Here is a 20207-nt window from a genome sequence, read left to right on the forward strand (position 1 = left end):
ATCGAACTCAGCGCTCCTGCTCTTGCAGCTTGGCAGGCTGGGTAAACAAAGCACCTCCGCAGGCGGCAGCGGGCAACAAGAGGTCGTCGGCGCACTACTACTGAGACAAGCCACCAGCCCTCGCAGGCCGGGTAAGTGCTTGAGGATCTGGGAATTGCCTGGGGACCGCGGCCAATGGGGCCAGGAAGCCAGGACCGCCCCGCGAAGTCCAACCCTGGGGCTGAATACGGGGGTGAGGCATGCACTGGGATGCCAAGAACAGAAAAGCCCAGATCCATCTTTGGAGGCCCAGCCTCCCCACCCGGCCCAGCCGGGGAAAAACCGCAGCGTCTTGTCACCAGGGCGCTGCGTTTTTTTATGGCGATTCGGGGCGCCCTCTCCCCGCTTTCAAGGAAACCACATGTCAACACTTCTCGCCGCCCAACTGGCAAAGCTGTCCGAATTCGATTTCATCGTCGTCGTGGATGCCAGCGGCTCCATGACCACCGATGACGTGAAGGGCCGCACTCGCTGGCAGGCCGTGCAGGAAACCGCAGAGCAGTTCACCCGTGACCTGGCCAAGCTGGACAGCGATGGCATCGGCCTCGTGGTGTTCAACGGCCAGGCCGTCGATTCGTTCGATGGCGTGGATGCGAGCAAGCTGACCGAAGTGTTCGCGGCGCGCTCGCCCCGCAGCTCCACCCCGCTGGCGGAGGCCCTGACGGCCGCGCTCAAGCTGGCCGGCAAGTCGGACAAGAAGGACTTCGTGATCGTCTTCACCGATGGCGTGCCCGATGACAAGGCCGCCGCCGCCAAGGTGATCGTGGATGCGTCCAACAAGCTGCAGAACGACGATGAGCTGACCATCCTGTTCGTGCAGGTGGGCCACGACCGCGCGGCTACCGACTACCTGCGCGAACTGGACGACAACCTCAAGGGTGCCAAGTTCGACATCGTGGATGCCAAGACCGTGGCCGAAGCCGAAGCCTTTGCCAGCACCGCTGACCTGGTGCTGGCCGCCATCGACGGCTGACCGATGGTCGATCTCATTCTGCTGACGTTCTGCGTCGGCATGTTCGCCGCTGGCTTTTGGGCCGGCGCCAGGTACAAGCGGCCCGCTGACATGCTCAAGGCCATGAAGACCTGGTTCAACTGACTCCCGTGCCCTGGCCAAAGCCAGGGCCATCACGCCGGCTCCCTCCTTCGGGCGCCGCCGCGATGGCGCGACAGGTAGTTGCCCACCTGCGCAGGAAGGTCCGTCCTTTCGGTTGTTGTGGAAAAAAAGCCGGGGCGTACACGGCAGCCATCACCAACCACACCCCAAACCGCCTCCAGGCGGTTTTTTCGTTTCAGGAGAGCAGAGATGCAACGAGTGATCCCCACGGAGCCCTTCAACGCTGACCCCGACGCGCGCTATCTGCGCGAGGCATCCCGCCCGGGTCCAGTTGTCGAGCCGGACCCGGCGCCCACCCCCGGCGGCTGGCTGCTGCTGTGCCTGGCCGTGCTCGTGGCCCTGGCGCTCAGCGCCTGCGCCGATGCTGGCGCGGCCCAGGAAGCCCCGAGCGTTGCGGACCTCAAGCGTGCCGCCGCCAGTGCGTGGAATTGCCCGGGTATGCACGCCGAGTGGATTGACGAACAGACCGTCCAGTGCCTGAAGGAACGCCCGTAATGAAGCTCCTTCACATCGCATTCCTCTGGCTGTTCCTGTGCGCAGTCTCGGCCCTGGCTGCCGCAGTCATTTCCATCAATACCCCTCAGCCATTTTTTTGACCATCTGGAGACACCGCAGTGATTCAAACCGAAACCACCTCCCCCCTCCTGCAGGTGCAGCCCGGCACCGCATCGGCTGGCGCGCTGCTGATGAGCGACGCCAGCATGGACAAGCTGGAACGCCTGTCCCACATGATGGCCAGCGGCAGGGCCACCGTGCCCGCCCACCTCAAGGGCAGCCCTGGCGACTGTTTTGCCATAGCACTGCAATCCATGCAGTGGGGCATGAACCCTTTCAGCGTCGCTCAGAAGACCCACATCATCAACGGCACGCTCGGCTACGAGGCACAGTTGGTCGCAGCGGTCATCAACAGCAGCGGCATCGTGCTGGACCGCTTCAACTTCGAGTGGTTCGGCGCCTGGGACAAGATCGTGGGTCGCTTCAAGGAAGTCGAATCGCGCACCAAGAAGGACGACAACGGCCACCCGAAGAAGTTCATCGTTCCCGCGTGGAACCAGGCCGATGAGCAGGGACTGGGCGTGAAGGTATGGGCCACGCTGCGCGGCGAAGCACAGCCGCGCGTGCTCACTCTGCTCATGACCCAGGCCCGCACCCGCAACAGCACGCTCTGGACGGAAGACCCCAAGCAGCAGCTGGCCTACCTCGCGCAAAAGCGCTGGGCACGCCTCCACACGCCCGATGTCATCCTGGGCGTCTACACCCCCGACGAGCTGCAGCAGTCTGGCGAAATATTCATGGGCACGGCCGAGGAAGTGCCGGCCGGCGAAGGCGCGCCGCCAGCTGCCGAAACCGCCACCCGCGTGGAGCCGGCGCAAACCACCAACTTCTACCCGCAGGCCGACTTTGACCGCAACCTGCAGCAGTGGGTAAACGTGGTCACTGCAGGCCGCAAGACCCTGGAGGCCATGCTGATCTTCATCCAGTCCAAGGCCAAGCTGACGCCAGTGCAGATCACGGCATTCACGGACGCGGTGAAGCAGGCACAACAGGCCGGGGCGCAGGACGTGGAAGCCAAGACAGCGAGCGGCCCTGTCGTCACCGACATCACGCCGACCCTGGAGGCCATGCGCAACGCGCAGACCCAGGACGCCCTCATCAACATCGCCGCCATGTGCGACTCGGTGAACGACCCGGACCTGCGCAAGCAGCTGGACCAGACCTTTGACGCACGCATGGCGGAACTGAAAGCCCAAGCATGACCTTCACCGTAGTTGACCTTGCACAAGGCACCCCCGAGTGGAAGGCGCACCGCGCCAACCACTTCAACGCTTCGGACGCGCCTGCCATGATGGGCTGCAGCCCGAACAAGACGCGCGGCCAGCTGGTCAAGGAATTGGCCTGCGGCATCGAGCGCGATTTCTCCGACTACGTGCAGGAGCGCGTGCTCGACAAGGGCCACGTCTTCGAGGCCTACGCCCGGCCCCTGGCTGAAACCATCGTCGGCGAAGACCTATACCCTGTGGTGGGCACCAACGGCCGCTACAGCGCCAGCTATGACGGTCTGAGCATGCTCGAAGACAAGGGCTTCGAGCACAAGTCGCTCAATGCGGCCCTGCGCGAAGCCATGCATGAAGGCTGCACTGGCGAGAGCCTGCCCCTGCCCTATCAGGTGCAGATGGAGCAACAGTGCATGGTGTGCCCCACGCTCGAAAAGGTGCTGTTCATGGCCAGCGACTGGGACTGGCAGGGCAACCTGATCGAAGAACGCCACTGCTGGTACTACCCGAACCTGCAGCTGCGCGCCCAGATCGTCACCGGCTGGGGCCTGATCGAGCAGGAAGCCGCCGCTTATGACCCGGCCGCAGAGGCAGCGCCAGAGGTGGTAGGCCAAGCGCCCGACCAGCTTCCCGCGCTCCAGATCAACGTCACCGGCATGGTCACGGCGTCGAACCTGGAGGGCTTCAAGTCCGTGGCGCTGCGCACCCTGGGCGGCATCAAGACCGTGCTGAAAACCGACCAGGACTTTGCCGATGCCGAGAAAACCGTGAAGTGGTGCGGTGGCGTGGAAAGCAGCCTCGCTGCCGCCAAGCAGCACGCCCTGAGCCAGACGGAAAGCATCGACCGCCTGTTTCGCACCATCGACGAAATCACCGAGCAGACCCGCGCCGTGCGCCTCAAGCTGGAGAAGCTGGTGGACACGGAGAAGAAGGCGCGCAAGGAACAGATCGTGATGCTGGCGCAGCGCTCCCTGGACGAGCACATCGACGCGCTGAACTACGAGCTGCAGGCCACCTACCTCATCCACCCGCATGGCGTGTTTGCGCCGGTCATCAAGGGCCTGAAGTCGCTCGACAGCATGCACGAAAAGGTGCAGGCCGAGCTGGCGCGCCAGATCACGGATGCCAACGCCAAACGCGACCGGCTCAAGGAGAACCGCGACCACCTGGAGCACACAGACGGCAGCTGGATCACGCTGTTCCCCGACTTCGCCGCCGTGGGCACCAAGGCCGCCGAGGACTTCCAGGCCCTGGCCGCGCTGCGCATTGGCCGCCACCAGCAGCAGGAGGCCGCGCGCCTGGAGGCCGAGCGCGAGCAGATTCGCCAGGAGGAAGCGGAGAAGCTGCGCCGCGAAGCCCAGGCCCGTGAGCAGGAAGAGACAGACCAGATCAACGCGCAGGCAGCAGCAGCTGCAGCAGACGCCGCCGCCGCCAACGATGCGCAGCTGCTGCCGCTGATCGACCAGTTGCCCCTGGGCGCCCCGCCTGCTGCCCCTGCCTGCGCCCCAGCCCCAGCGCCAGCGGCGGCTGACGCGGCCCAGCGCCTGCCCATCGAGCAGCGCGTGGAAGCTGGCCAGACCATGACGCTGGGCGCCATCAATGCCCTGATGGGCATCTTCGATGTCAAGGCCACCACCCTGGCGGCCCTGGGCATCGCTACGGAGAAACACCGCGGCGCCGTTCACATGGACGCCAGCGACTTCGCCGGGATGTGCAGCGCACTGATCGAGCACATCGAAAGCGTGCGTGAGCACGCAGCCAAGCAGGCCGCATAAGCCTTTTCTGAACCACCCCAGCCCGCCACTGAGCGGGCTTTTTTTTGACTCAAGCACACCATGAACTCGAAACACAACCCCGTTTCCTCTGCCCTCGCCGCCCTGGCCACCATGTCGATGCTGGCCAACTTCGCAGCGGCCGAGGCAGCGATGCCGAAGGCCGCCAAGCCCGATGCCGATCCCGCCGCCCGCCCCGGCCGCCCTGAAGCCATGTCCCTGGAGGAAATGCTCGCTGGCCTGCTGGGCATGCCCCCAGGGGGCGCACCGGCTCCCAGCCCCATCGCGCAGGTCTGCGCTATCCCGCAGGACATCGCGGAGCGCTGCGGCATGCACGACGCGGGCTTTGATGCCCACGGGCATACCGGCCGCACCGTGACCCTGCTGGCAGCCGTGCTGTCCAACCTGCGCGAGCTGCGCTGCGTGTGCGACGAGGCCGGCCGAGCCCAGGTCGCCGTGGCCGAGAGCCACATCACCGCCGCCGTGGCCGCCGTGCAGACCTCGCTGCGCACTGCCTCGGGCAGCCAAGCCGCAGCCCCCGGCGATGCCTCCAAACCCTTGGTCTAAGGAGCCCACCTCCATGGCAACGAAACGCACCGACCCGGCCGCCTTCTCCGACAAGGAGTACAAGGCCATACCCATGACCCCCGTGCAGTCCAACCAGATTGCGACCATGGGCTACGACGCGGCACGCAAGACGCTGGCGCTGACCTTCACGCGCGGCCCAGGCCACGTCTACCACTATCCGAACGTGGCGCAGAAGACCCACGACGAGCTGATGGCCGCCGAGTCCAAGGGCGTGTTCTTCGGCCAGCACATCAAGCAGCTGCCGTTCGACAAGTTCCCGGCCCCGGAGAAAGCAGCATGAGCGAGGCTCACACCTGCGCGCACGTCTTCGAGAAGAACGTGTTGCACATCCATGTCCAACCGGCAGCACCCGATGCGCAACAGGCGACGCACCGCCAAGCGGGCAAGTACACCTGCAGCTGCGGCGACTTCCAGCTGCGCGATCCGAACTACACGCCCCAGGCCTTCGCCCAGACGCTGCACGGCATGGAGTACCCGCTGCGCATCCCGCAGGCGATCACCGAGGCCGCGCGCGCCAACGGCGTCGTGATCGTCTACGGCGCCAGCGATGACCTCATGGAGCTGGAGGGCGCGATCCGCGACGAAATCTGCTGCTACGACGGCGGAACAGCATGGGTGGATGCCAAGGGCGTTCTGCCCGAATGGGACCAGGTCCGGGAGTACGGCAGTGCGGAAGACGCGGCCGAATGGGGGGTGCGCAAGAAAGCCGTCAAGGCGATCAAGGCCATCTTCTCGCCCAACGAGCCGGCCGGCGCTACCTGGGCCTACGAGACGGCGATCCCGCACGTGACCTTCGACGTGATGGAGGACGGCGGCATCTACTGCCGCGCCATCGTGTTCAAGCTGGCCGACCTGGACCAACCCATCGTGCAGCACCTGCCGGCCGACGACACCGAAGGCGGCGCACTGTAGGCCGCCCCTGCTCACGCACCCGCCCGCTATCGCGGGCACTTTTTTGTCCCAAAGGAAGAAGGCATGTCCTCCACCATTCCCACACCTGCCAACGGTTCCTCCCCCGGCGCCAGAACAGCGCCAGTCACCAGCAGCCCCACGCCGGCCCAGGTGGCCGCCAATAGCTCGGCGTCCTCCCTCGTGAACGACCCCACCGAGGTGCTGGGCGAGTTTGACGGCGGCCAGTTCATGCTGATGCTCTCCCGCGCTCTGGGGTCCGTGAGCGCCGCTGTCGTGGACAACGAGCGCAAGGGAAAGATCACCATCGAGCTGGACATCAGCAAGATCAAGAAGACTCACCAGGTCACGATCAAGCACGCCATGAAGTTCTCGCGCCCGACCCTCGACGGCGAGGCGAGCGAGAAGGTCTCCCGCGAAACCGTGATGCACGTCGGCAAGTTCGGCAAGCTGACCGTGATGCCTGAGGCCCAGATGGACCTCATCCCCCGAGGCGCGTAGCCGCCTCGCCCTACCGCCTTTCCCCAGCCCTGCTCGCCGCTCCTAAAGCCGCGAGCATTTTTTTCACCCAAACCAAGGACTTTTCATGTTCGACCAATCCGCAATCCAGCAGCTGACCCAGGCCGAAGCCACGGCACAGAGCAACGAGTCGGTGCAGCACGCGCTGACTGCCGGCCAGGCGCTGGTGGCCCTGCACGACGAATTCAACCTCACCAGCCTGGAGTCCTATCTGCCGCTGCGCCGCCGCGCTCGCAACAGCATGAGCACCTCCTACGTCGAGGACTTCTCCCGCTACGTGCGTCAGCACCGCGAGAACGGCTGCACGATCTATGTGAATGCCGAGGGCATGACCGCCAAGGCCGTGCTGAACCAGGGCACTCCAGCCGCCCCCGGCCATGGCGACAACACGGCCCTGGTGAAGCTCAAGGCCACCGCCCTTTACACCTCGCTGCGCAACCTGGTCAGCCAGAACCGTGGCCAGAAGGCGCTGGCCGAATGGCTGGAAGAATGGCGTGACCAGGTGATGCCGCTCGACAAGGACCTGGCGGACTTGAACATCGGCCATGTCGTCGCCGGCATCCGCAGCGTCAGCATCGAGCAGATCAACAAGTCCACTTCCACGGTCGAGGCCCTGTCCGCAGAGCGCAGCGAAATGGAAAGCGTGGCCGCGAAGACGGATCGCACTGACGCAGTGCTGCCGGCCTACCTGAAGCTGACCACCAATCCCTACAAGGAGCTGGGCGCGCGCACGTTCTACGTCCGCGTGTCGATCCTCACCTCGCAACGCGAACCCACCTTCGCCCTGGGCATCCTGGGCCTGGAACTGCACGAAGAGCAAATGGCCGAGGAGTTTGCCCATGTCGTGCGTGCCAGCTTCGCGCCTGTCGCTGATGCCGATGGCGTGGTCACCGAAGAAATACCGGACGTCCTGATCGGCGCGTTCTCGGTCAACGGATAGTCACCAGTCACCCACCACCAGAAGCCCGGCCCCATGCCGGGCTTTTTCATGGGCCATCACCAGAGGGCGCGCCGCGCCCTGTGCTGATCGCCTCTCAAGGAGCCTCAATGCAAGACCACTACGAAACCCTGGGCGTGGCGCGTGATGCCACGGCCGACGAGATACGCGCCGCGTACCGCAAGGCCGCGAGCAAGGCGCACCCCGACCGCAACGGCGGCGACACCGCGCGCATGCAGGCCGTCAACGCGGCCTATGAAGTGCTGGGCAACGCGGACAGCCGAGCCGCCTACGACCGGGGAGAGCACGACACCAGCCCGGACGCCATCCCGCGCGCGATCCTGCGGGAGATCTTCGGCAAGGCCATCGAAGAAAACGCACCCGACGTGCTCAAGTTCGCGCACAGGGCTCTGGACTCGGCCAAGCAAGGCGCGAGGGAGCAGGCCGCCCAGATGCGCACCGGCATCCGCCGTCTGGAGAAGCAGCGCAACCGGATCACGGCCAAGACCTCGCGCGACGCCTACCACGCCATCCTGGAGCGCTCCATCGAGAACCTGCAGAACCGGCTGGAGGAATTCGAGCACACGCTGGAGCGCGTGCAGCGCGTGCGCGAAATCCTGACCGCCGAGTACGAGCGCGGCACCGAATGCCCAGAGCCCAGCCAGAGCCCAGAGTTCGGCACCGTCCGCATCGACAGATCTCGAAGCGACTTCGCCGACGCTTTTCGCTTCTTCGGTCAAGGCCTGTAGGAAACCATCATGGACTGCAGACAAAAAGACGCCGTGACCATGACCTCCGCCGCATAGGCTCGCGTGCGGGCCTATCCATTGTGATCAACCCATCACCATCATGAAGACCAAGATCAAAGCCTGGAACGCTGCAGAGGTGCAGTTGCTGCAGGCCATGTACCTGACCACCGCTGCTGTCGAAATCGGGAAGATGATCGGCCGCAATGCCAATGCCGTGATGACCAAAGCCAGAACCCTGGGGATTCGGAAACGGCACCATTTAAAGACCCAGACGGAGCTGCGACCCTGGACTGCAAGCGAGGACGAAGTCATTAAGTCATCGCTCAATAAATCGGTGGCTCAAGTTGCCGAAATGCTGGGACGCACCAAGGCCGCTGTTTACGTGAGACAGATGCGACTGGGAGTTCAGCGCGGAAAGAGCAGGGGCCATATGCCTATCGGAGCGGAGACTCTCAAGCGAGGTAAGCGCGTAAGAAAAATCTCAAATACTGGAGTGCAGCGGCTCGATTGGAAGCGTGTGGACGTCATCGAATGGGAAGCCAAGAATGGTCCGGTTCCCGAAGGAATGATGTTGGTCAACAAGCGCGGCATGCCGCGCGCGGTTGAAAACCTTGAACTCGTTTCTCCTGCCGATTTGCCATTCACTGCTTTGCGCCATAACGGTTCGCCGGAATTGCGAAAGCTGTTGGACCTCAAGGCGCAGTTCGGGCAGGCACTCAAAAATATAGAGAAGCTGAACCCACAGGAGGTCCAGCCAAAAGAAAAGAGCAAAAGGAATCCGGAAGGAAAGTTCAAAAAATGGCGCGGGGCTCCTGCCTGGACATATGCAGACGATGAGTACCTGAGAGCGAATTCTGCGAAGCCCATAAAGGAAATCGCTGCCGCGATGGGGCGCACAGAACTCGCTGTCCAGACCAGAAAAAGCCGCATCGGCGTCGCGCGTGAGCATTGCATTCCCTGGACGGAATCCGATGAGGCGCAATTGGCCTCAATTTATATGACGAAAAGCTTGGCCGAGATTGCCAAAATAATCGGCCGTACCGAGAGATCAGTTGGCTGCAAGGCATACAAGATGGGGCTCAAAAAATGGACCAAGAAATCAACCAAAGCTCTGCCGTGACTGATATAGATGAAGTCACGCAGCAACTGTCTGCGGCCCTGGCCGTGTTGCGCCGAGGATCTGGTTTGTCACTGGCCCGCGCGCGCGTCATCACCGCCACCGCATCCGCCCTCATCGACACCATAAAGATCGAGGCCCAGCCATCCGCTATTGACCGGGAGAAGTAATGAGCACGAAAAACATCAGCCATCTGCGCGAGCACTTGTTCAACCAGCTCGACATGCTTTGCGACTTGAACAAGCAGGTGGATCTGGAGCGCTCCCGCATGGTGTGCGAAACCTCCAAGCAGATCATCGAGACGGCCAGGGTCGAAATCGAATTCGCCCAGGTGCTCAAGGGCGCGTTGACCGTGCCGTTCATCGAAGACCAGCCCGGCGCCAGCGAGCGACCGAACACGCCGCAGCCGCGGCCGGCGTTGTCGCACCAGCCCCACGATGATGACGACACGTTCCCCGTGCCGCCCGTCACGGCCGCAGAACGCACGCAGGGCGCGCTGAACTCTGGCCCAGCTGCCGATCACCCCTGGCGAGGCCTCGGCGCTCGTCGCATCCACACCGTGGGACGCTGATCATGACCAGCACCACCAAGGCTATGCGCGACTACCTGGCCGCGCGCTACGAACTGCCGGACAGCGAGCTGGATGTAATGGCGGCCGACCTGGCAGCCGTTGCCCAGGCCCAGCAGCAGCCGCTGACGCTCAACGGGCACCAACTGCTCGACGCGCTCAACAGCATCGCGCCACAGCGTAGCGCGCCGCAGTTGGCGACGACGGTGTGCATCAGCCCGGAGCCCACGTGCACCGTGGGCTACCACGTGCCGCCCAAGCTGTACTGCTGGCTGGCCGACTACCCGAAGGCCGGCAGCATCCAGCTGTTCGACAACGGTGACCAGCCGCAGCGGCCCACGCAGGACGTGGTCTACATGGCCACCAAGCTCATCGAATGCGCACGCTGGGTGTACAGCACCCCCGATGCGCGAAAGCAACCCCATGCAAGACGGCTGGCCAAGGTCATCCTGCGCCTTGCCTGCCCGCTCATCAGCGCCCATGCGGACACAGCGCAACGCGCCTGAGTCCATCAATCGCCGGCGCCGCCCGGCATGACCTTCATAACCCGCTTCGGCGGGTTTTTTATTTCCCGCTCGCCAATGAAAACAGCCAACAAGCCCTACACCCCTCCCAGCAGCAGCTACCAGGGCACGGAGCTGAAGCCGCATCCAGGTCTGCCGGCCTCGCGCTTCCATGCATTCACGCTGCCCAGCCGCATGGGCGACTGGCTGCACTACCCCGATGGCCGCGTGGAACCCTTTCCCCCGAAGTGATCACCATGACCCAGCAACAAAACACACCCAAGCGCTGCGGGAGCTGCGGCGCACCGATCCCCCCTGACTTCAAGGAAGACCAGGGACAGGCCCTGCCCTGCGGGCATTGAAGGAGAGAACCATGCAAAACGAGAATCCAAAGGCAGCACCTCCGACTGCGGCGACCCAGGGCGAAGAGTTGAACGCTGCAGTGGTCTGGACTCGCGCCCAGCAGCCTGCCGCTGCAGCGCCGGCCATCAGCGACGAGGACAGGATGACGCTAGCCGGCGCGCTGGGTCTACTGCGCGGCCACCGTTACCACGGGAGTGCCGATGCGCTGCAGCGCGTCCTTGACGCCAACGCCGCAGCACCGGGCGAACCCGAGGCGGAAGAGCACTGGTGGAGCGCATGCGAGGCCGCTGGTATCCAGTTCGACGGCTCCAGCTACGGGCGCGGGTTCCGCGACGGGAAGATCGTTGGCGCCGACTGTGCAGCACCTGGTGGTTTCATCGATCCGACCTCCTTTGAAGGGCTCATTACCGCTGTGCGTTCGCTGCCCACCACCCGCGCGACAGAGTTCGACGGCGAGGAATCGGACGGCACGCCCCAGCGTTGGCGCAATCGACCTTTCGTGTCGCGCACCAAGCTGGAGCGACTGCTGCGGGAGCGCGTGGCAGCACCTGCTGGACCCGCAATGGATGCAGTCCTGCAGGCGCTGCGCGACTATCACTATGCCCTCGACACCCGGAAACATGGCGGCATTGCAGCCAGCAATGCCATTCATGCCATCGAAGCTGCGTTGGGAATGGAATGGAACCAGGGCACGGAAGCGGCAGCCCGTGCACCCCAGGGCAAGGAAGGCGCGGCGCCATGAGTAAATCCGAGATCGAAGAGGCGTTCCACCTTGCACAGGCCGTATTTGCCGCTGGCTTGCTCGCCCGCACCATGACGGCGATGCAGGCTGTGCAGGATGCGGCCACGCAACCTGAGCACGATGGTCCGATCACGATCCCAGCTGCGACCTGGCGGGCCTTCGCCAGCGAGCACGCCAGTGTGCTGCAGCAGATCCAGCTGCAGGGCCTCCAGGCCCCGGATCTGCCCCACTGACCCCTACCCCATCAACCACGCCCCGCCACCGAGCGGGGCGTTTTCATTGGAGAAACAACACCCCTTTGCGTGCGGCAAAGGCCGTGATTTCACTCCCAAATTCGATGCATTCCATGAAACACACAGTTACAGAACCTGCCACCCCAGGAAATACCTTCCACCCTCTGGGCGCGGAATGGGTGCTCGCCACGAAATTCGCGGAAATGACTGGCGTCTCTCCGATGACCGTCCATAACCGCCGTCGAGCCGGAACCTGGCTGGACGGTATTCATTGCGGTGTCGTGGACAGGCACCTCTATGTAAACATCAAGGAAGCAGACCAGTGGATAAAAAAGCAGCTCCAACAACTCCGGCGGGCATAACAATCCGGGAAATGGCAACGGGGGCGCGAATTCAGATCGCGTTTTCGTGGCACGGGCAGCAATGCAGAGAGCTGTTGCCACCTAGCCCGGTCAACAAGGGAAGCATCCTGTATGCCGCCAACCTTCGTGCGGAGATCCGCCGGAAAATCAAGGATGGAACATTCGCCTACGCTGAATACTTCCCGGACAGTGCCAAGGCCAAGGCCCCCGACCCCCATTCCTGCTTGATGGAGGAGCTACTGGGGAAGCAGCTGGAGCTCTACCGCAAACAGGTGGAGAACGGGCAGATGTCGCCAGCGACGTTCCGTGGCTACGAAAAGAGCATCACCGGCGAACGGATGCGACGCTGGCACAGCAACAAGCTGCGCGAGATCACGCCCTCCGCTCTTCGGGAGTGGATCAGCGAGATGGACTGCACAAGCAAGGCCATACGGAACATGCTGATCCCGCTGCGCAGCGTCTTCGAAGATGCGCTCAACGACGGGCTCATCGAGTTCAACCCCTTCGATCGACTCGCGCTTACCAAGCTCATCCGCCAAACGAGCAGGGCCAGCGACTATGTGATCCAGCCTTTCACCCATACAGAGCGCGCGCAGATTCTGCAGGCGTGCCGAGAGGATGAGCGGCCGATGATCCAGTTCTGGTTCAACTCTGGATTGCGCCCGGGCGAGCTGCAGGCCCTCGAGTGGAAACACATCGACTGGGAGAAGGCAACTGCCCGGATCGAGCAGAACCAGGTCGTGGGTGTGCTCAAGGCACCGAAAACGGCGGCAGGCATCCGCAGCGTGGACCTGAACTTCGAAGCCATGGAGGCGCTGCGAGCGCAGAAGGCATTCAGCATGCTCCGCGGCGCACGGGTGTGGCTCAACCCCCGGACGCTGGAGCCCTGGACAACGGATGCCCAGGTGCGCAAGACAGTCTGGATGCCCCTCATGCAGCGTTCCGGCATCCAGTACCGGAACCCCTATCAGGTGCGGCATACCTACGCATCCTCCGTTCTGACGGCCGGCGCTAACCCCTGGTATGTCGCCCAGCAACTGGGCCATGAGGATGTGGAGATGGTCTTTCGCACATACGGGAAGTTCATCCGCGAGGACTACCAGAAGCCCCGGGCGCCCCTCCAGGTCGTAGGCTGAGCCCGTGTGAATCCAGTGTGATTCCGGTGTGAATTTCAGGGCAACACAGGGCAACAAGCGGGCAAAAAAAAACGCCACACAGCGGGGTTTCCGTTGTGTGGCGTTGTCTTGGATGGTGGAGCTGGCGGGAATTGAACCCGCGTCCGCAAGCCTTCGCCGGGCAGATCTACATGTTTAGCGTTCTGTTTTGAGTCTCGCCTCCCAAGTCGCGCAGGCGCACGCTACCCGGGATGCCAGCTTCCTTGGATCTTGCCACGTACTAAGAAGCCCAGCACGCAGCCAGCTGATGTAAATTCCCTTGCAGCCGGGAGGTATTGCTACCCCCTTGCCCAGCCCATCAGCGTGCTGTTGCAAGGCTCACCGGATTTAAGCGGCGAGTGCGAAACGTTCGTCGTTTGCAGTTAGTTTTTTGAATGGAGATTTACGAGCGTCACTCAAGCTCGACATGCACCACACCGGTCCCGAACCCACGTCGAAACCAGGACAGCCCCAAGGCTCCTATCTTAGCCTCTTTCCAGCAGTTTCAAGAGCTCCAGCGGAGAATAGATTTGCGCATCCGCCTGCCACTGCAGCGTATCGCCCGCTGCGCCAAGGTAGCCGTAGCAGGCCGCCACGGTCTTCATGCCTGCGGCCTTGCCTGCAACGATGTCGCGCTCATCATCACCTACATAGACAAAGCACTGCGGAGGCAGGCCGATACGCGCGGCAGCTTCCAGCAACGGTGCTGGATGGGGCTTTGCGTGGGGCGTGGTATCACCGCTGACGATGGCACCAGCGCTCGCGAAAAGCGGCATCTGCTGCGTCAGCGGGTCGGTGAAACGCATGGATTTGTTGGTGACCACACCCCAGGGCATGGATGCCGCCTGGAGCTGCGCAATGAGCTCCGGGACACCATCGAACGCATAGGTGCGCTCGGTCATGCACTGCTCGTAGTTGCGGAAAAACTCCTCGCGCATCTCCGGAAACTCCGGCGAGTCAGGCGTGAGCCCGAAGCCCACTCCCAGCATCCCCCGTGCCCCGGCGCCCGCCATGGGCCGATACCGCTCATAGGGAAGCGACTGCAGGCCACGGTCAATGCGCATCCTGTCTGCGGCCGCACCCAGGTCGGGTGCACTGTCGATCAAGGTGCCGTCCAGGTCGAACAGAACTGCTCGGACTTCTTGCCACATGCGGCTCACCCTTCTGCCCGGCGCGTTGCCAGCATGTAGTTCACCGACGTGTCCGCACTGAGCCAGTAGCGCCCGGTGATGGGGTTGTGCTGCAGACCCTTGCTGGCCTGCAGGTCAAGGCCAGCCTGACGGGCAAACATGGCGAGTTCGCTGGGCTGGATCAGCTTGGCGTACTCATGCGTCCCCTTGGGAATCATCTTGAGCAGGTACTCCGCCGCCACAATGGCCAGACCAAAGGCCTTGGCACTGCGGTTGATCGTGGAGAAGAACACCCAGCCCCCAGGCTTGACCAGCTCGGCGCATGCCGCGACCACGGAAGCGGGATCGGGCACATGCTCGAGCATCTCCATGCAGGTCACCACGTCAAAGGAGCCCGGCTGCTCCTCGGCCAGACGTTCCACGCTGACTTCGTGGTAGTGGATGTTCGGAGTACCCGTCTCCAGCGCATGCAACTGGGCCACGCGCAATGCCTTGGTGGCCAGGTCGATGCCCACCACCTCTCTCGCCCCCTTGCGGGCCATGGAATCGGCGAGGATGCCGCCGCCGCAGCCGACATCAAGGACCCTGCGGCCCTTCAAGGGAGCTTGCGCATCAATCCAGTCCAGGCGCAACGGATTGATCTGATGCAAAGGTTTGAACTCACTTTCCGGGTCCCACCAGCGATGGGCCAGGCTGGAGAATTTCTCCAGCTCCGCCGGGTCGGCATTGACGTTGATTGCGTTGCTCATGGCTCGATTGTCGGTGATTGCGACGACCGTTCGGCCATAAAAAAAGCCCCGTTGCCGGGGCTTTTGCGGGAAGCAATCGAAAGATTACTGAGCGGCGCGGGTGCCGACCACTTCGATTTCCACGCGACGGTTCTTTGCGCGGCCTTCCTTGGTCTTGTTGTCGGCGATGGGCTGCTTTTCGCCCTTGCCTTCAGTGTAGACGCGGTTCTTTTCGATGCCCTTGGACACCAGGTAAGCCTTCACAGCTTCAGCGCGGCGAACCGACAGCTTCTGGTTGTAGGCGTCAGAGCCAACGGAGTCGGTGTGACCGACGGCGATGACCACTTCCAGGTTGATGCCCTTGACCTTGGAGGCCAGGTCATCCAGCTTGGCCTTGCCTTCGGGCTTCAGAACCGACTTGTCGAAGTCGAAGAAAGCGTCAGCAGAGAAGGTCACCTTGGAAGCCACGGCCGGAGCGGGAGCCGGTGCCGGAGCGGGAGCTGCCGGAGCGGGCGTTGCGGCAGGAGCCACAGCGGCTGCCACAGGCTTCAGGGCACCGTCGCAGTCAGCTGCTGCAGTGGCGGGCGTCCAGTTGGCATCGCGCCAGCACAGTTCGTTCGTGCCGTTCTTCCACACCAGTTCGCTGGTGCCGTTTTGCCAGTTGTCGATGGTCTTGCCACCGTCAGCAGCCTTCACTTGTGCGCCAGCAGCCGTTGCGAGGGCGGCAGAGGCAAACAACATCGCCACTTTGTTCAGTTTCTTCATGGTTCTCCTCTTGGGGAAAAAGCCGCAGCAGGGCTGCGAATCTGTGGACGTTATCAGTGACCATCACCAAAAACGTTGAATTGATTGTGCCATACGTCACAAGCAGACGGACCGCCAAGCGGGCGCCAACAAGTAGGACAGCGGCGGAATTCCAGGGTTATGTTGCTCGGCTGCTACACGTCATTCGACCTAAAATGGGCCTTTTCCCGCCGTCAGAGTATCGCCACACATGACCCAGTTTGCTAAAGAAACCCTGCCCATCAGCCTCGAAGAGGAGATGCGTCGCAGCTATCTCGATTACGCAATGAGCGTGATCGTGGGCCGGGCGCTGCCCGATGCGCGAGATGGTCTCAAGCCTGTGCATCGGCGCGTGCTGTTCGCCATGCACGAGCTCAACAACGACTGGAACCGGCCTTACAAGAAGTCGGCGCGTATCGTCGGCGACGTGATCGGCAAGTACCACCCGCACGGAGACAGCGCGGTGTACGACACCATCGTGCGCATGGCACAGGATTTCTCGCTGCGCCACATGCTGGTCGACGGGCAGGGCAACTTCGGTTCGGTGGACGGGGACAGCGCGGCGGCGATGCGTTACACCGAAATCCGCCTGTCCAAGATCTCCCACGAGATGCTGGGCGACATCGACAAGGAGACGGTGGACTACGGCCCGAACTACGACGGCAGCGAGCGCGAGCCGCTGGTGCTGCCCGCGCGGCTGCCCAATCTGCTGGTCAATGGTTCCTCGGGCATTGCCGTGGGCATGGCCACCAACATTCCTCCGCACAACCTCAACGAGGTGGTGGATGCCTGCCTGCATCTGCTGCAGACGCCTCAGGCCACCATCGACGAGCTGATGGAGATCATTCCCGCGCCTGACTTCCCCACGGCCGGCATCATCTATGGCATCAACGGTGTCAAGGAAGGCTACCGCACGGGTCGCGGACGCGTGGTGATGCGCGCCAAGTGCCACTTCGAGGACATCGATCGCGGCCAGCGCCAGGCCATCATCGTTGACGAGCTGCCCTACCAGGTCAACAAGAAGACGCTGCAGGAGCGCATGGCAGAGCTGGTGCACGAAAAGAAGATCGAAGGCATCAGCCACATCCAGGACGAGTCCGACAAGTCGGGCATGCGCCTGGTGATCGAGCTCAAGCGCGGCGAAGTGCCCGAGGTCGTGCTCAACAACCTGTACAAGCTGACCCAGCTGCAAGACACCTTCGGCATGAACATGGTGGCGCTGGTCGATGGCCAGCCCAAGCTGTGCAACCTGAAGGATCTGGTCGAGGTCTTCCTGCAGCACCGCCGCGAAGTGGTCACGCGCCGCACGGTGTACGAGCTGCGCAAGGCGCGCGAGCGCGGCCATGTGCTGGAAGGCCTGGCGGTCGCGCTGGCCAATATCGACGACTTCATCGCCATCATCCGCAACGCGCCGACGCCGCCTGTGGCCAAGGCCGAGCTGATGACGCGCAACTGGGACAGCAAGCTGGTGCGCGAGATGCTCACGCGCACCCGCACCGATGGCGGCGTGGTCAACGCCGACGACTACCGCCCCGACGGACTGGAGCGCGAATTCGGCATGCAGGCCGATGGCCTGTACCGCCTGTCCGAAACCCAGGCCCAGGAAATCCTGCAGATGCGCCTGCAGCGCCTGACCGGCCTGGAGCAGGACAAGATCGTCGCCGAGTACAAGGACGTGATGTCCGTCATCGAGGACCTGCTGGACATCCTGTCCAAGCCCGAGCGCGTGTCGGCCATCATTGGCGACGAGCTCAAGCAGATCAAGGCCGAGTTCGGACAGAGCAAGGTCGGCGCCCGCCGCAGCACGGTCGAGTACAGCGCGCAGGACCTGTCCACCGAGGACCTGATCACGCCCACCGACATGGTGGTCACGCTCAGCCACACGGGCTACATCAAGAGCCAGCCACTGTCCGAGTACCGCTCGCAAAAGCGCGGCGGACGCGGCAAGCAGGCCACGGCCACCAAGGAAGACGACTGGATCGACCAGCTGTTCATCGCCAACACGCACGACTACCTGCTGTGCTTCTCCAACCGCGGCCGCCTGTACTGGCTCAAGGTCTGGGAAGTGCCCGCAGGTTCGCGCGGCTCGCGCGGACGCCCCATCGTCAACATGTTCCCGCTGCAGGATGGCGAGAAGATCAACGTGGTGCTGCCGCTGACGGGCGAGTACCGCAGCTTCCCGGCCGACCACTATGTGTTCATGTCCACCAGCATGGGCACCGTGAAGAAGACGGCGCTGGACGAGTTCTCCAACCCGCGCAAGGCCGGCATCATCGCCGTGGGCCTGGACGAGGGCGACTTCCTGATCGGCGCAGCCCTGACCGACGGCAAGCATGACGTGATGCTGTTCAGCGACGGCGGCAAGGCCGTGCGCTTCGACGAAAACGACGTGCGCCCCATGGGCCGCAACGCGCGTGGCGTCAAGGGCATGAACCTGGAAGAAGGCCAGAGCGTGATCGCCATGCTGGTGGCCGAGGACGAGTCGCAAAGCGTGCTCACGGCCACCGAGAACGGCTACGGCAAGCGCACCTCCATCGTGGAGTACACGCGCCATGGCCGCGGCACCAAGGGCATGATTGCCATCCAGCAGTCCGAGCGCAACGGCAAGGTCGTCGCCGCCACCCTGGTGCATGCCGATGACGAAATCATGTTGATCACCGACACTGGCGTGCTGGTGCGTACCCGGGTCTCGGAAATCCGCGAACTGGGCCGCGCCACCCAGGGCGTGACGCTGATCTCCCTGGACGAAGGCGCCAAGCTCGGCGGCCTGCAGCGCATCGTTGAAAACGATGCCAACGAAGTCGAGGACGAGGCCACAGGCGAGGAGGCCACGGGCGGCGACGAAGCCGCTGCCGAAGGCACGGGCGAGCCCGCCTGATGACCCAGCCGCCGCTGGGGCTGCCTCCCGCACCGGGAGCGCAGTCCCAGCGGCGGCCCAGATTTTTGACAGTTGCAGGCACCGCCCGAACTGGCGCCTGCGCGTGACTTGACAGTGAACTCCATGAACCGCCCTTACAACTTCTCCGCCGGCCCCGCCGCCATTCCCGCCGAAGTGCTGCAGCAGGCAGCCGCCGAAATGCTCGACTGGCACGGGTCCGGCATGAGCGTGATGGAGATGAGCCACCGCGGCAAGGAGTTCATCTCCATCTATGAACAGGCCGAGGCCGACCTGCGCGAGCTGCTGGCCGTCCCGCCCGAGTTCAAGATCCTGTTCATGCAGGGCGGCGGCCTGGCCGAGAACGCCATCGTTCCCCTGAACCTGTCGCGCGCAGGCACGGTGGACTTCGTGCTCAGCGGCAGCTGGAGCCAGAAGTCGGCCAAGGAAGCACGCAAGTACGTGGCCGACGCGCACATCGCGGCCAGCGGCGAGGAGGGCAAGTTCACCGCCCTGCCCGCCCCCGAGAGCTGGCAACTGAGCCGCGGCGCCAGCTACGTGCACATCTGCAGCAACGAAACCATCCATGGCGTGGAGTTCCAGGAGCTGCCCGACCTGAAGGCGCTGGGCTGCGATGCTCCGCTGGTGGTTGACTTCTCCTCGCACGTGGCCTCGCGCCCCGTCGATTGGAGCCGCGTGGGCCTGGCGTTCGGCGGCGCGCAGAAGAACCTGGGCCCGGCCGGCCTGACCCTGGTCATCGTGCGCGAGGATCTGCTGGGCCACGCCCTGCCGGCCTGCCCTTCGGCCTTCGACTACAAGACTGTGGCTGACAACCAGTCGATGTACAACACGCCTCCGACCTGGGGCATCTACATCGCGGGCCTCACGTTCCAATGGATCAAGCGCCAGACCGAAGGCGGCCTGACCGGCGTGGCTGCCCTGGAGGCGCGCAACATCGCCAAGGCCGACCTGTTCTACCAGTACGTGGACCAGTCCTCGTTCTACGTGAACAAGGTCGCTGCCAATTGCCGCTCGCGCATGAACATCCCCTTCTTCCTGCGCGACGAATCGCGCAATGACGCCTTCCTGGCCGGAGCCCGGGAACGCGGCCTGCTGCAGCTCAAGGGCCACAAGTCCGTCGGCGGCATGCGTGCCAGCATCTACAACGCCATGCCCATCGCTGGCGTGCAGGCGCTGGTGGAGTACATGCGCGAATTCGAACAGCGCAACGCCTGACCGACCCACAC

Annotated in this window: 23 protein-coding genes and 1 other RNA gene; 20 read left to right on the plus strand and 4 right to left on the minus strand. The window is 63.5% G+C overall.

All coding sequences use genetic code 11. The features are described from left to right. The first annotated feature begins 400 nt into the window (after positions 1-400). The 18 genes from A4F85_RS04755 to A4F85_RS04840 all read left to right on the plus strand — a co-directional run bounded on the left by A4F85_RS04755 (position 401) and on the right by A4F85_RS04840 (position 13426). Positions 401-1012: a VWA domain-containing protein gene (locus A4F85_RS04755; RefSeq protein WP_063325815.1), complete on the plus strand. Its 612-nt coding sequence runs from the start codon at positions 401-403 to the stop codon at positions 1010-1012. A gap of 330 nt (positions 1013-1342) precedes the next feature. Then, positions 1343-1648: a hypothetical protein gene (locus tag A4F85_RS04760; protein ID WP_063325816.1), complete on the plus strand. Its 306-nt coding sequence runs from the start codon at positions 1343-1345 to the stop codon at positions 1646-1648. 119 nt (positions 1649-1767) lie between these two features. Next, entirely contained in the window at positions 1768-2910 is a 1143-nt protein-coding gene (locus A4F85_RS04765; protein ID WP_063325817.1) for a RecT family recombinase, read from the plus strand. Continuing rightward, on the plus strand, positions 2907-4703 hold the full coding sequence (locus A4F85_RS04770; RefSeq protein WP_063325818.1) for a YqaJ viral recombinase family protein: 1797 nt from the start codon (positions 2907-2909) through the stop codon (positions 4701-4703). The genes A4F85_RS04765 and A4F85_RS04770 overlap by 4 nt, the downstream gene beginning before the upstream one ends. 60 nt (positions 4704-4763) lie before the next feature. Continuing rightward, complete coding sequence (locus tag A4F85_RS04775; RefSeq protein WP_063325819.1) at positions 4764-5267, plus strand: hypothetical protein; 504 nt, start codon at positions 4764-4766, stop codon at positions 5265-5267. 13 nt (positions 5268-5280) lie between these two features. Beyond that, on the plus strand, positions 5281-5568 hold the full coding sequence (locus A4F85_RS04780) for a KTSC domain-containing protein (protein WP_063325820.1): 288 nt from the start codon (positions 5281-5283) through the stop codon (positions 5566-5568). Then, on the plus strand, positions 5565-6200 hold the full coding sequence (locus A4F85_RS04785; RefSeq protein ID WP_197485446.1) for a hypothetical protein: 636 nt from the start codon (positions 5565-5567) through the stop codon (positions 6198-6200). The genes A4F85_RS04780 and A4F85_RS04785 overlap by 4 nt, the downstream gene beginning before the upstream one ends. A gap of 63 nt (positions 6201-6263) precedes the next feature. Then, entirely contained in the window at positions 6264-6698 is a 435-nt protein-coding gene (locus A4F85_RS29255) for a hypothetical protein (RefSeq protein ID WP_082848108.1), read from the plus strand. 85 nt (positions 6699-6783) lie between these two features. Next, positions 6784-7656 (plus strand): DUF2303 family protein, encoded by an 873-nt coding sequence (locus tag A4F85_RS04795; protein WP_063325821.1) that lies wholly within the window; start codon positions 6784-6786, stop codon positions 7654-7656. Between the two features lie 107 nt (positions 7657-7763). After that, positions 7764-8402 (plus strand): DnaJ domain-containing protein, encoded by a 639-nt coding sequence (locus A4F85_RS04800; protein WP_063325822.1) that lies wholly within the window; start codon positions 7764-7766, stop codon positions 8400-8402. Positions 8403-8502: 100 nt separating this feature from the next. After that, on the plus strand, positions 8503-9522 hold the full coding sequence (locus A4F85_RS30290) for a hypothetical protein (protein ID WP_156516940.1): 1020 nt from the start codon (positions 8503-8505) through the stop codon (positions 9520-9522). Continuing rightward, complete coding sequence (locus tag A4F85_RS04815) at positions 9489-9689, plus strand: hypothetical protein (RefSeq protein ID WP_063325825.1); 201 nt, start codon at positions 9489-9491, stop codon at positions 9687-9689. Before A4F85_RS30290 ends, A4F85_RS04815 begins: the two co-directional genes overlap by 34 nt. Then, positions 9689-10090: a hypothetical protein gene (locus A4F85_RS04820; RefSeq protein WP_063325826.1), complete on the plus strand. Its 402-nt coding sequence runs from the start codon at positions 9689-9691 to the stop codon at positions 10088-10090. The genes A4F85_RS04815 and A4F85_RS04820 overlap by 1 nt, the downstream gene beginning before the upstream one ends. 2 nt (positions 10091-10092) lie before the next feature. Further along, positions 10093-10593 carry a hypothetical protein gene (locus tag A4F85_RS04825; protein WP_063325827.1) on the plus strand — a complete coding sequence of 167 codons (501 nt, stop codon included), beginning with the start codon at positions 10093-10095 and terminating at the stop codon, positions 10591-10593. 75 nt (positions 10594-10668) lie between these two features. Then, the gene (locus tag A4F85_RS30830) at positions 10669-10842 is read left to right on the plus strand and encodes a hypothetical protein (protein ID WP_197485447.1); all 174 of its coding nucleotides are present in this window, start codon (positions 10669-10671) and stop codon (positions 10840-10842) included. Between the two features lie 121 nt (positions 10843-10963). After that, the gene (locus tag A4F85_RS30295; protein ID WP_156516941.1) at positions 10964-11695 is read left to right on the plus strand and encodes a hypothetical protein; all 732 of its coding nucleotides are present in this window, start codon (positions 10964-10966) and stop codon (positions 11693-11695) included. Beyond that, on the plus strand, positions 11692-11928 hold the full coding sequence (locus A4F85_RS04835) for a hypothetical protein (protein ID WP_063325829.1): 237 nt from the start codon (positions 11692-11694) through the stop codon (positions 11926-11928). Before A4F85_RS30295 ends, A4F85_RS04835 begins: the two co-directional genes overlap by 4 nt. A 373-nt stretch (positions 11929-12301) precedes the next feature. Then, entirely contained in the window at positions 12302-13426 is a 1125-nt protein-coding gene (locus tag A4F85_RS04840) for a site-specific integrase (protein ID WP_063325830.1), read from the plus strand. 113 nt (positions 13427-13539) lie between these two features. Here the strand turns inward: A4F85_RS04840 and ssrA are convergent. The 4 genes from ssrA to ompA all read right to left on the minus strand — a co-directional run bounded on the left by ssrA (position 13540) and on the right by ompA (position 16067). Next, positions 13540-13917, minus strand: a transfer-messenger RNA (tmRNA) gene (gene ssrA, locus A4F85_RS04845). Positions 13918-13929: 12 nt separating this feature from the next. Continuing rightward, positions 13930-14595 carry an HAD family hydrolase gene (locus A4F85_RS04850; protein ID WP_013801633.1) on the minus strand — a complete coding sequence of 222 codons (666 nt, stop codon included), beginning with the start codon at positions 14593-14595 and terminating at the stop codon, positions 13930-13932. Between the two features lie 5 nt (positions 14596-14600). Next, positions 14601-15323, minus strand: coding sequence for a bifunctional 2-polyprenyl-6-hydroxyphenol methylase/3-demethylubiquinol 3-O-methyltransferase UbiG (ubiG, locus tag A4F85_RS04855; RefSeq protein WP_012206516.1), 723 nt, complete (start codon positions 15321-15323; stop codon positions 14601-14603). An 84-nt stretch (positions 15324-15407) separates the two neighbouring features. Next, entirely contained in the window at positions 15408-16067 is a 660-nt protein-coding gene (gene ompA / locus A4F85_RS04860; protein ID WP_012206517.1) for an outer membrane protein OmpA, read from the minus strand. A gap of 229 nt (positions 16068-16296) precedes the next feature. Between ompA and gyrA the strand changes: the two genes are divergently transcribed. Continuing rightward, complete coding sequence (gene gyrA, locus A4F85_RS04865) at positions 16297-18963, plus strand: DNA gyrase subunit A (RefSeq protein WP_034395021.1); 2667 nt, start codon at positions 16297-16299, stop codon at positions 18961-18963. 123 nt (positions 18964-19086) lie between these two features. Continuing rightward, entirely contained in the window at positions 19087-20196 is a 1110-nt protein-coding gene (gene serC / locus A4F85_RS04870) for a 3-phosphoserine/phosphohydroxythreonine transaminase (RefSeq protein ID WP_063325831.1), read from the plus strand. Positions 20197-20207: the final 11 nt, after the last annotated feature.

Origin of the sequence: Delftia sp. GW456-R20 (genome assembly GCF_001622915.1) — a bacterium.
GTDB lineage: Bacteria > Pseudomonadota > Gammaproteobacteria > Burkholderiales > Burkholderiaceae_C > Comamonas > Comamonas acidovorans.

Excerpts from the sequence above, each read along its gene's own strand:
- A4F85_RS04835 (WP_063325829.1), top strand. The coding sequence starts at position 11,692 with ATGAGTAAATCCGAGATCGAAGAGGCGTTCCACCTTGCACAGGCCGTA.
- serC (WP_063325831.1), top strand. The coding sequence starts at position 19,087 with ATGAACCGCCCTTACAACTTCTCCGCCGGCCCCGCCGCCATTCCCGCC.
- ompA (WP_012206517.1), bottom strand. The coding sequence starts at position 16,067 with ATGAAGAAACTGAACAAAGTGGCGATGTTGTTTGCCTCTGCCGCCCTC.
- A4F85_RS04825 (WP_063325827.1), top strand. The coding sequence starts at position 10,093 with ATGACCAGCACCACCAAGGCTATGCGCGACTACCTGGCCGCGCGCTAC.
- A4F85_RS04755 (WP_063325815.1), top strand. The coding sequence starts at position 401 with ATGTCAACACTTCTCGCCGCCCAACTGGCAAAGCTGTCCGAATTCGAT.
- A4F85_RS30295 (WP_156516941.1), top strand. The coding sequence starts at position 10,964 with ATGCAAAACGAGAATCCAAAGGCAGCACCTCCGACTGCGGCGACCCAG.
- A4F85_RS30290 (WP_156516940.1), top strand. The coding sequence starts at position 8,503 with ATGAAGACCAAGATCAAAGCCTGGAACGCTGCAGAGGTGCAGTTGCTG.
- A4F85_RS04815 (WP_063325825.1), top strand. The coding sequence starts at position 9,489 with ATGGACCAAGAAATCAACCAAAGCTCTGCCGTGACTGATATAGATGAA.
- A4F85_RS04820 (WP_063325826.1), top strand. The coding sequence starts at position 9,689 with ATGAGCACGAAAAACATCAGCCATCTGCGCGAGCACTTGTTCAACCAG.
- A4F85_RS04775 (WP_063325819.1), top strand. The coding sequence starts at position 4,764 with ATGAACTCGAAACACAACCCCGTTTCCTCTGCCCTCGCCGCCCTGGCC.
- A4F85_RS04795 (WP_063325821.1), top strand. The coding sequence starts at position 6,784 with ATGTTCGACCAATCCGCAATCCAGCAGCTGACCCAGGCCGAAGCCACG.
- ubiG (WP_012206516.1), bottom strand. The coding sequence starts at position 15,323 with ATGAGCAACGCAATCAACGTCAATGCCGACCCGGCGGAGCTGGAGAAA.
- A4F85_RS04800 (WP_063325822.1), top strand. The coding sequence starts at position 7,764 with ATGCAAGACCACTACGAAACCCTGGGCGTGGCGCGTGATGCCACGGCC.
- A4F85_RS04840 (WP_063325830.1), top strand. The coding sequence starts at position 12,302 with ATGGCAACGGGGGCGCGAATTCAGATCGCGTTTTCGTGGCACGGGCAG.
- A4F85_RS04770 (WP_063325818.1), top strand. The coding sequence starts at position 2,907 with ATGACCTTCACCGTAGTTGACCTTGCACAAGGCACCCCCGAGTGGAAG.
- A4F85_RS04785 (WP_197485446.1), top strand. The coding sequence starts at position 5,565 with ATGAGCGAGGCTCACACCTGCGCGCACGTCTTCGAGAAGAACGTGTTG.
- A4F85_RS04850 (WP_013801633.1), bottom strand. The coding sequence starts at position 14,595 with ATGTGGCAAGAAGTCCGAGCAGTTCTGTTCGACCTGGACGGCACCTTG.
- A4F85_RS29255 (WP_082848108.1), top strand. The coding sequence starts at position 6,264 with ATGTCCTCCACCATTCCCACACCTGCCAACGGTTCCTCCCCCGGCGCC.
- A4F85_RS30830 (WP_197485447.1), top strand. The coding sequence starts at position 10,669 with ATGAAAACAGCCAACAAGCCCTACACCCCTCCCAGCAGCAGCTACCAG.
- gyrA (WP_034395021.1), top strand. The coding sequence starts at position 16,297 with ATGACCCAGTTTGCTAAAGAAACCCTGCCCATCAGCCTCGAAGAGGAG.
- A4F85_RS04780 (WP_063325820.1), top strand. The coding sequence starts at position 5,281 with ATGGCAACGAAACGCACCGACCCGGCCGCCTTCTCCGACAAGGAGTAC.
- A4F85_RS04760 (WP_063325816.1), top strand. The coding sequence starts at position 1,343 with ATGCAACGAGTGATCCCCACGGAGCCCTTCAACGCTGACCCCGACGCG.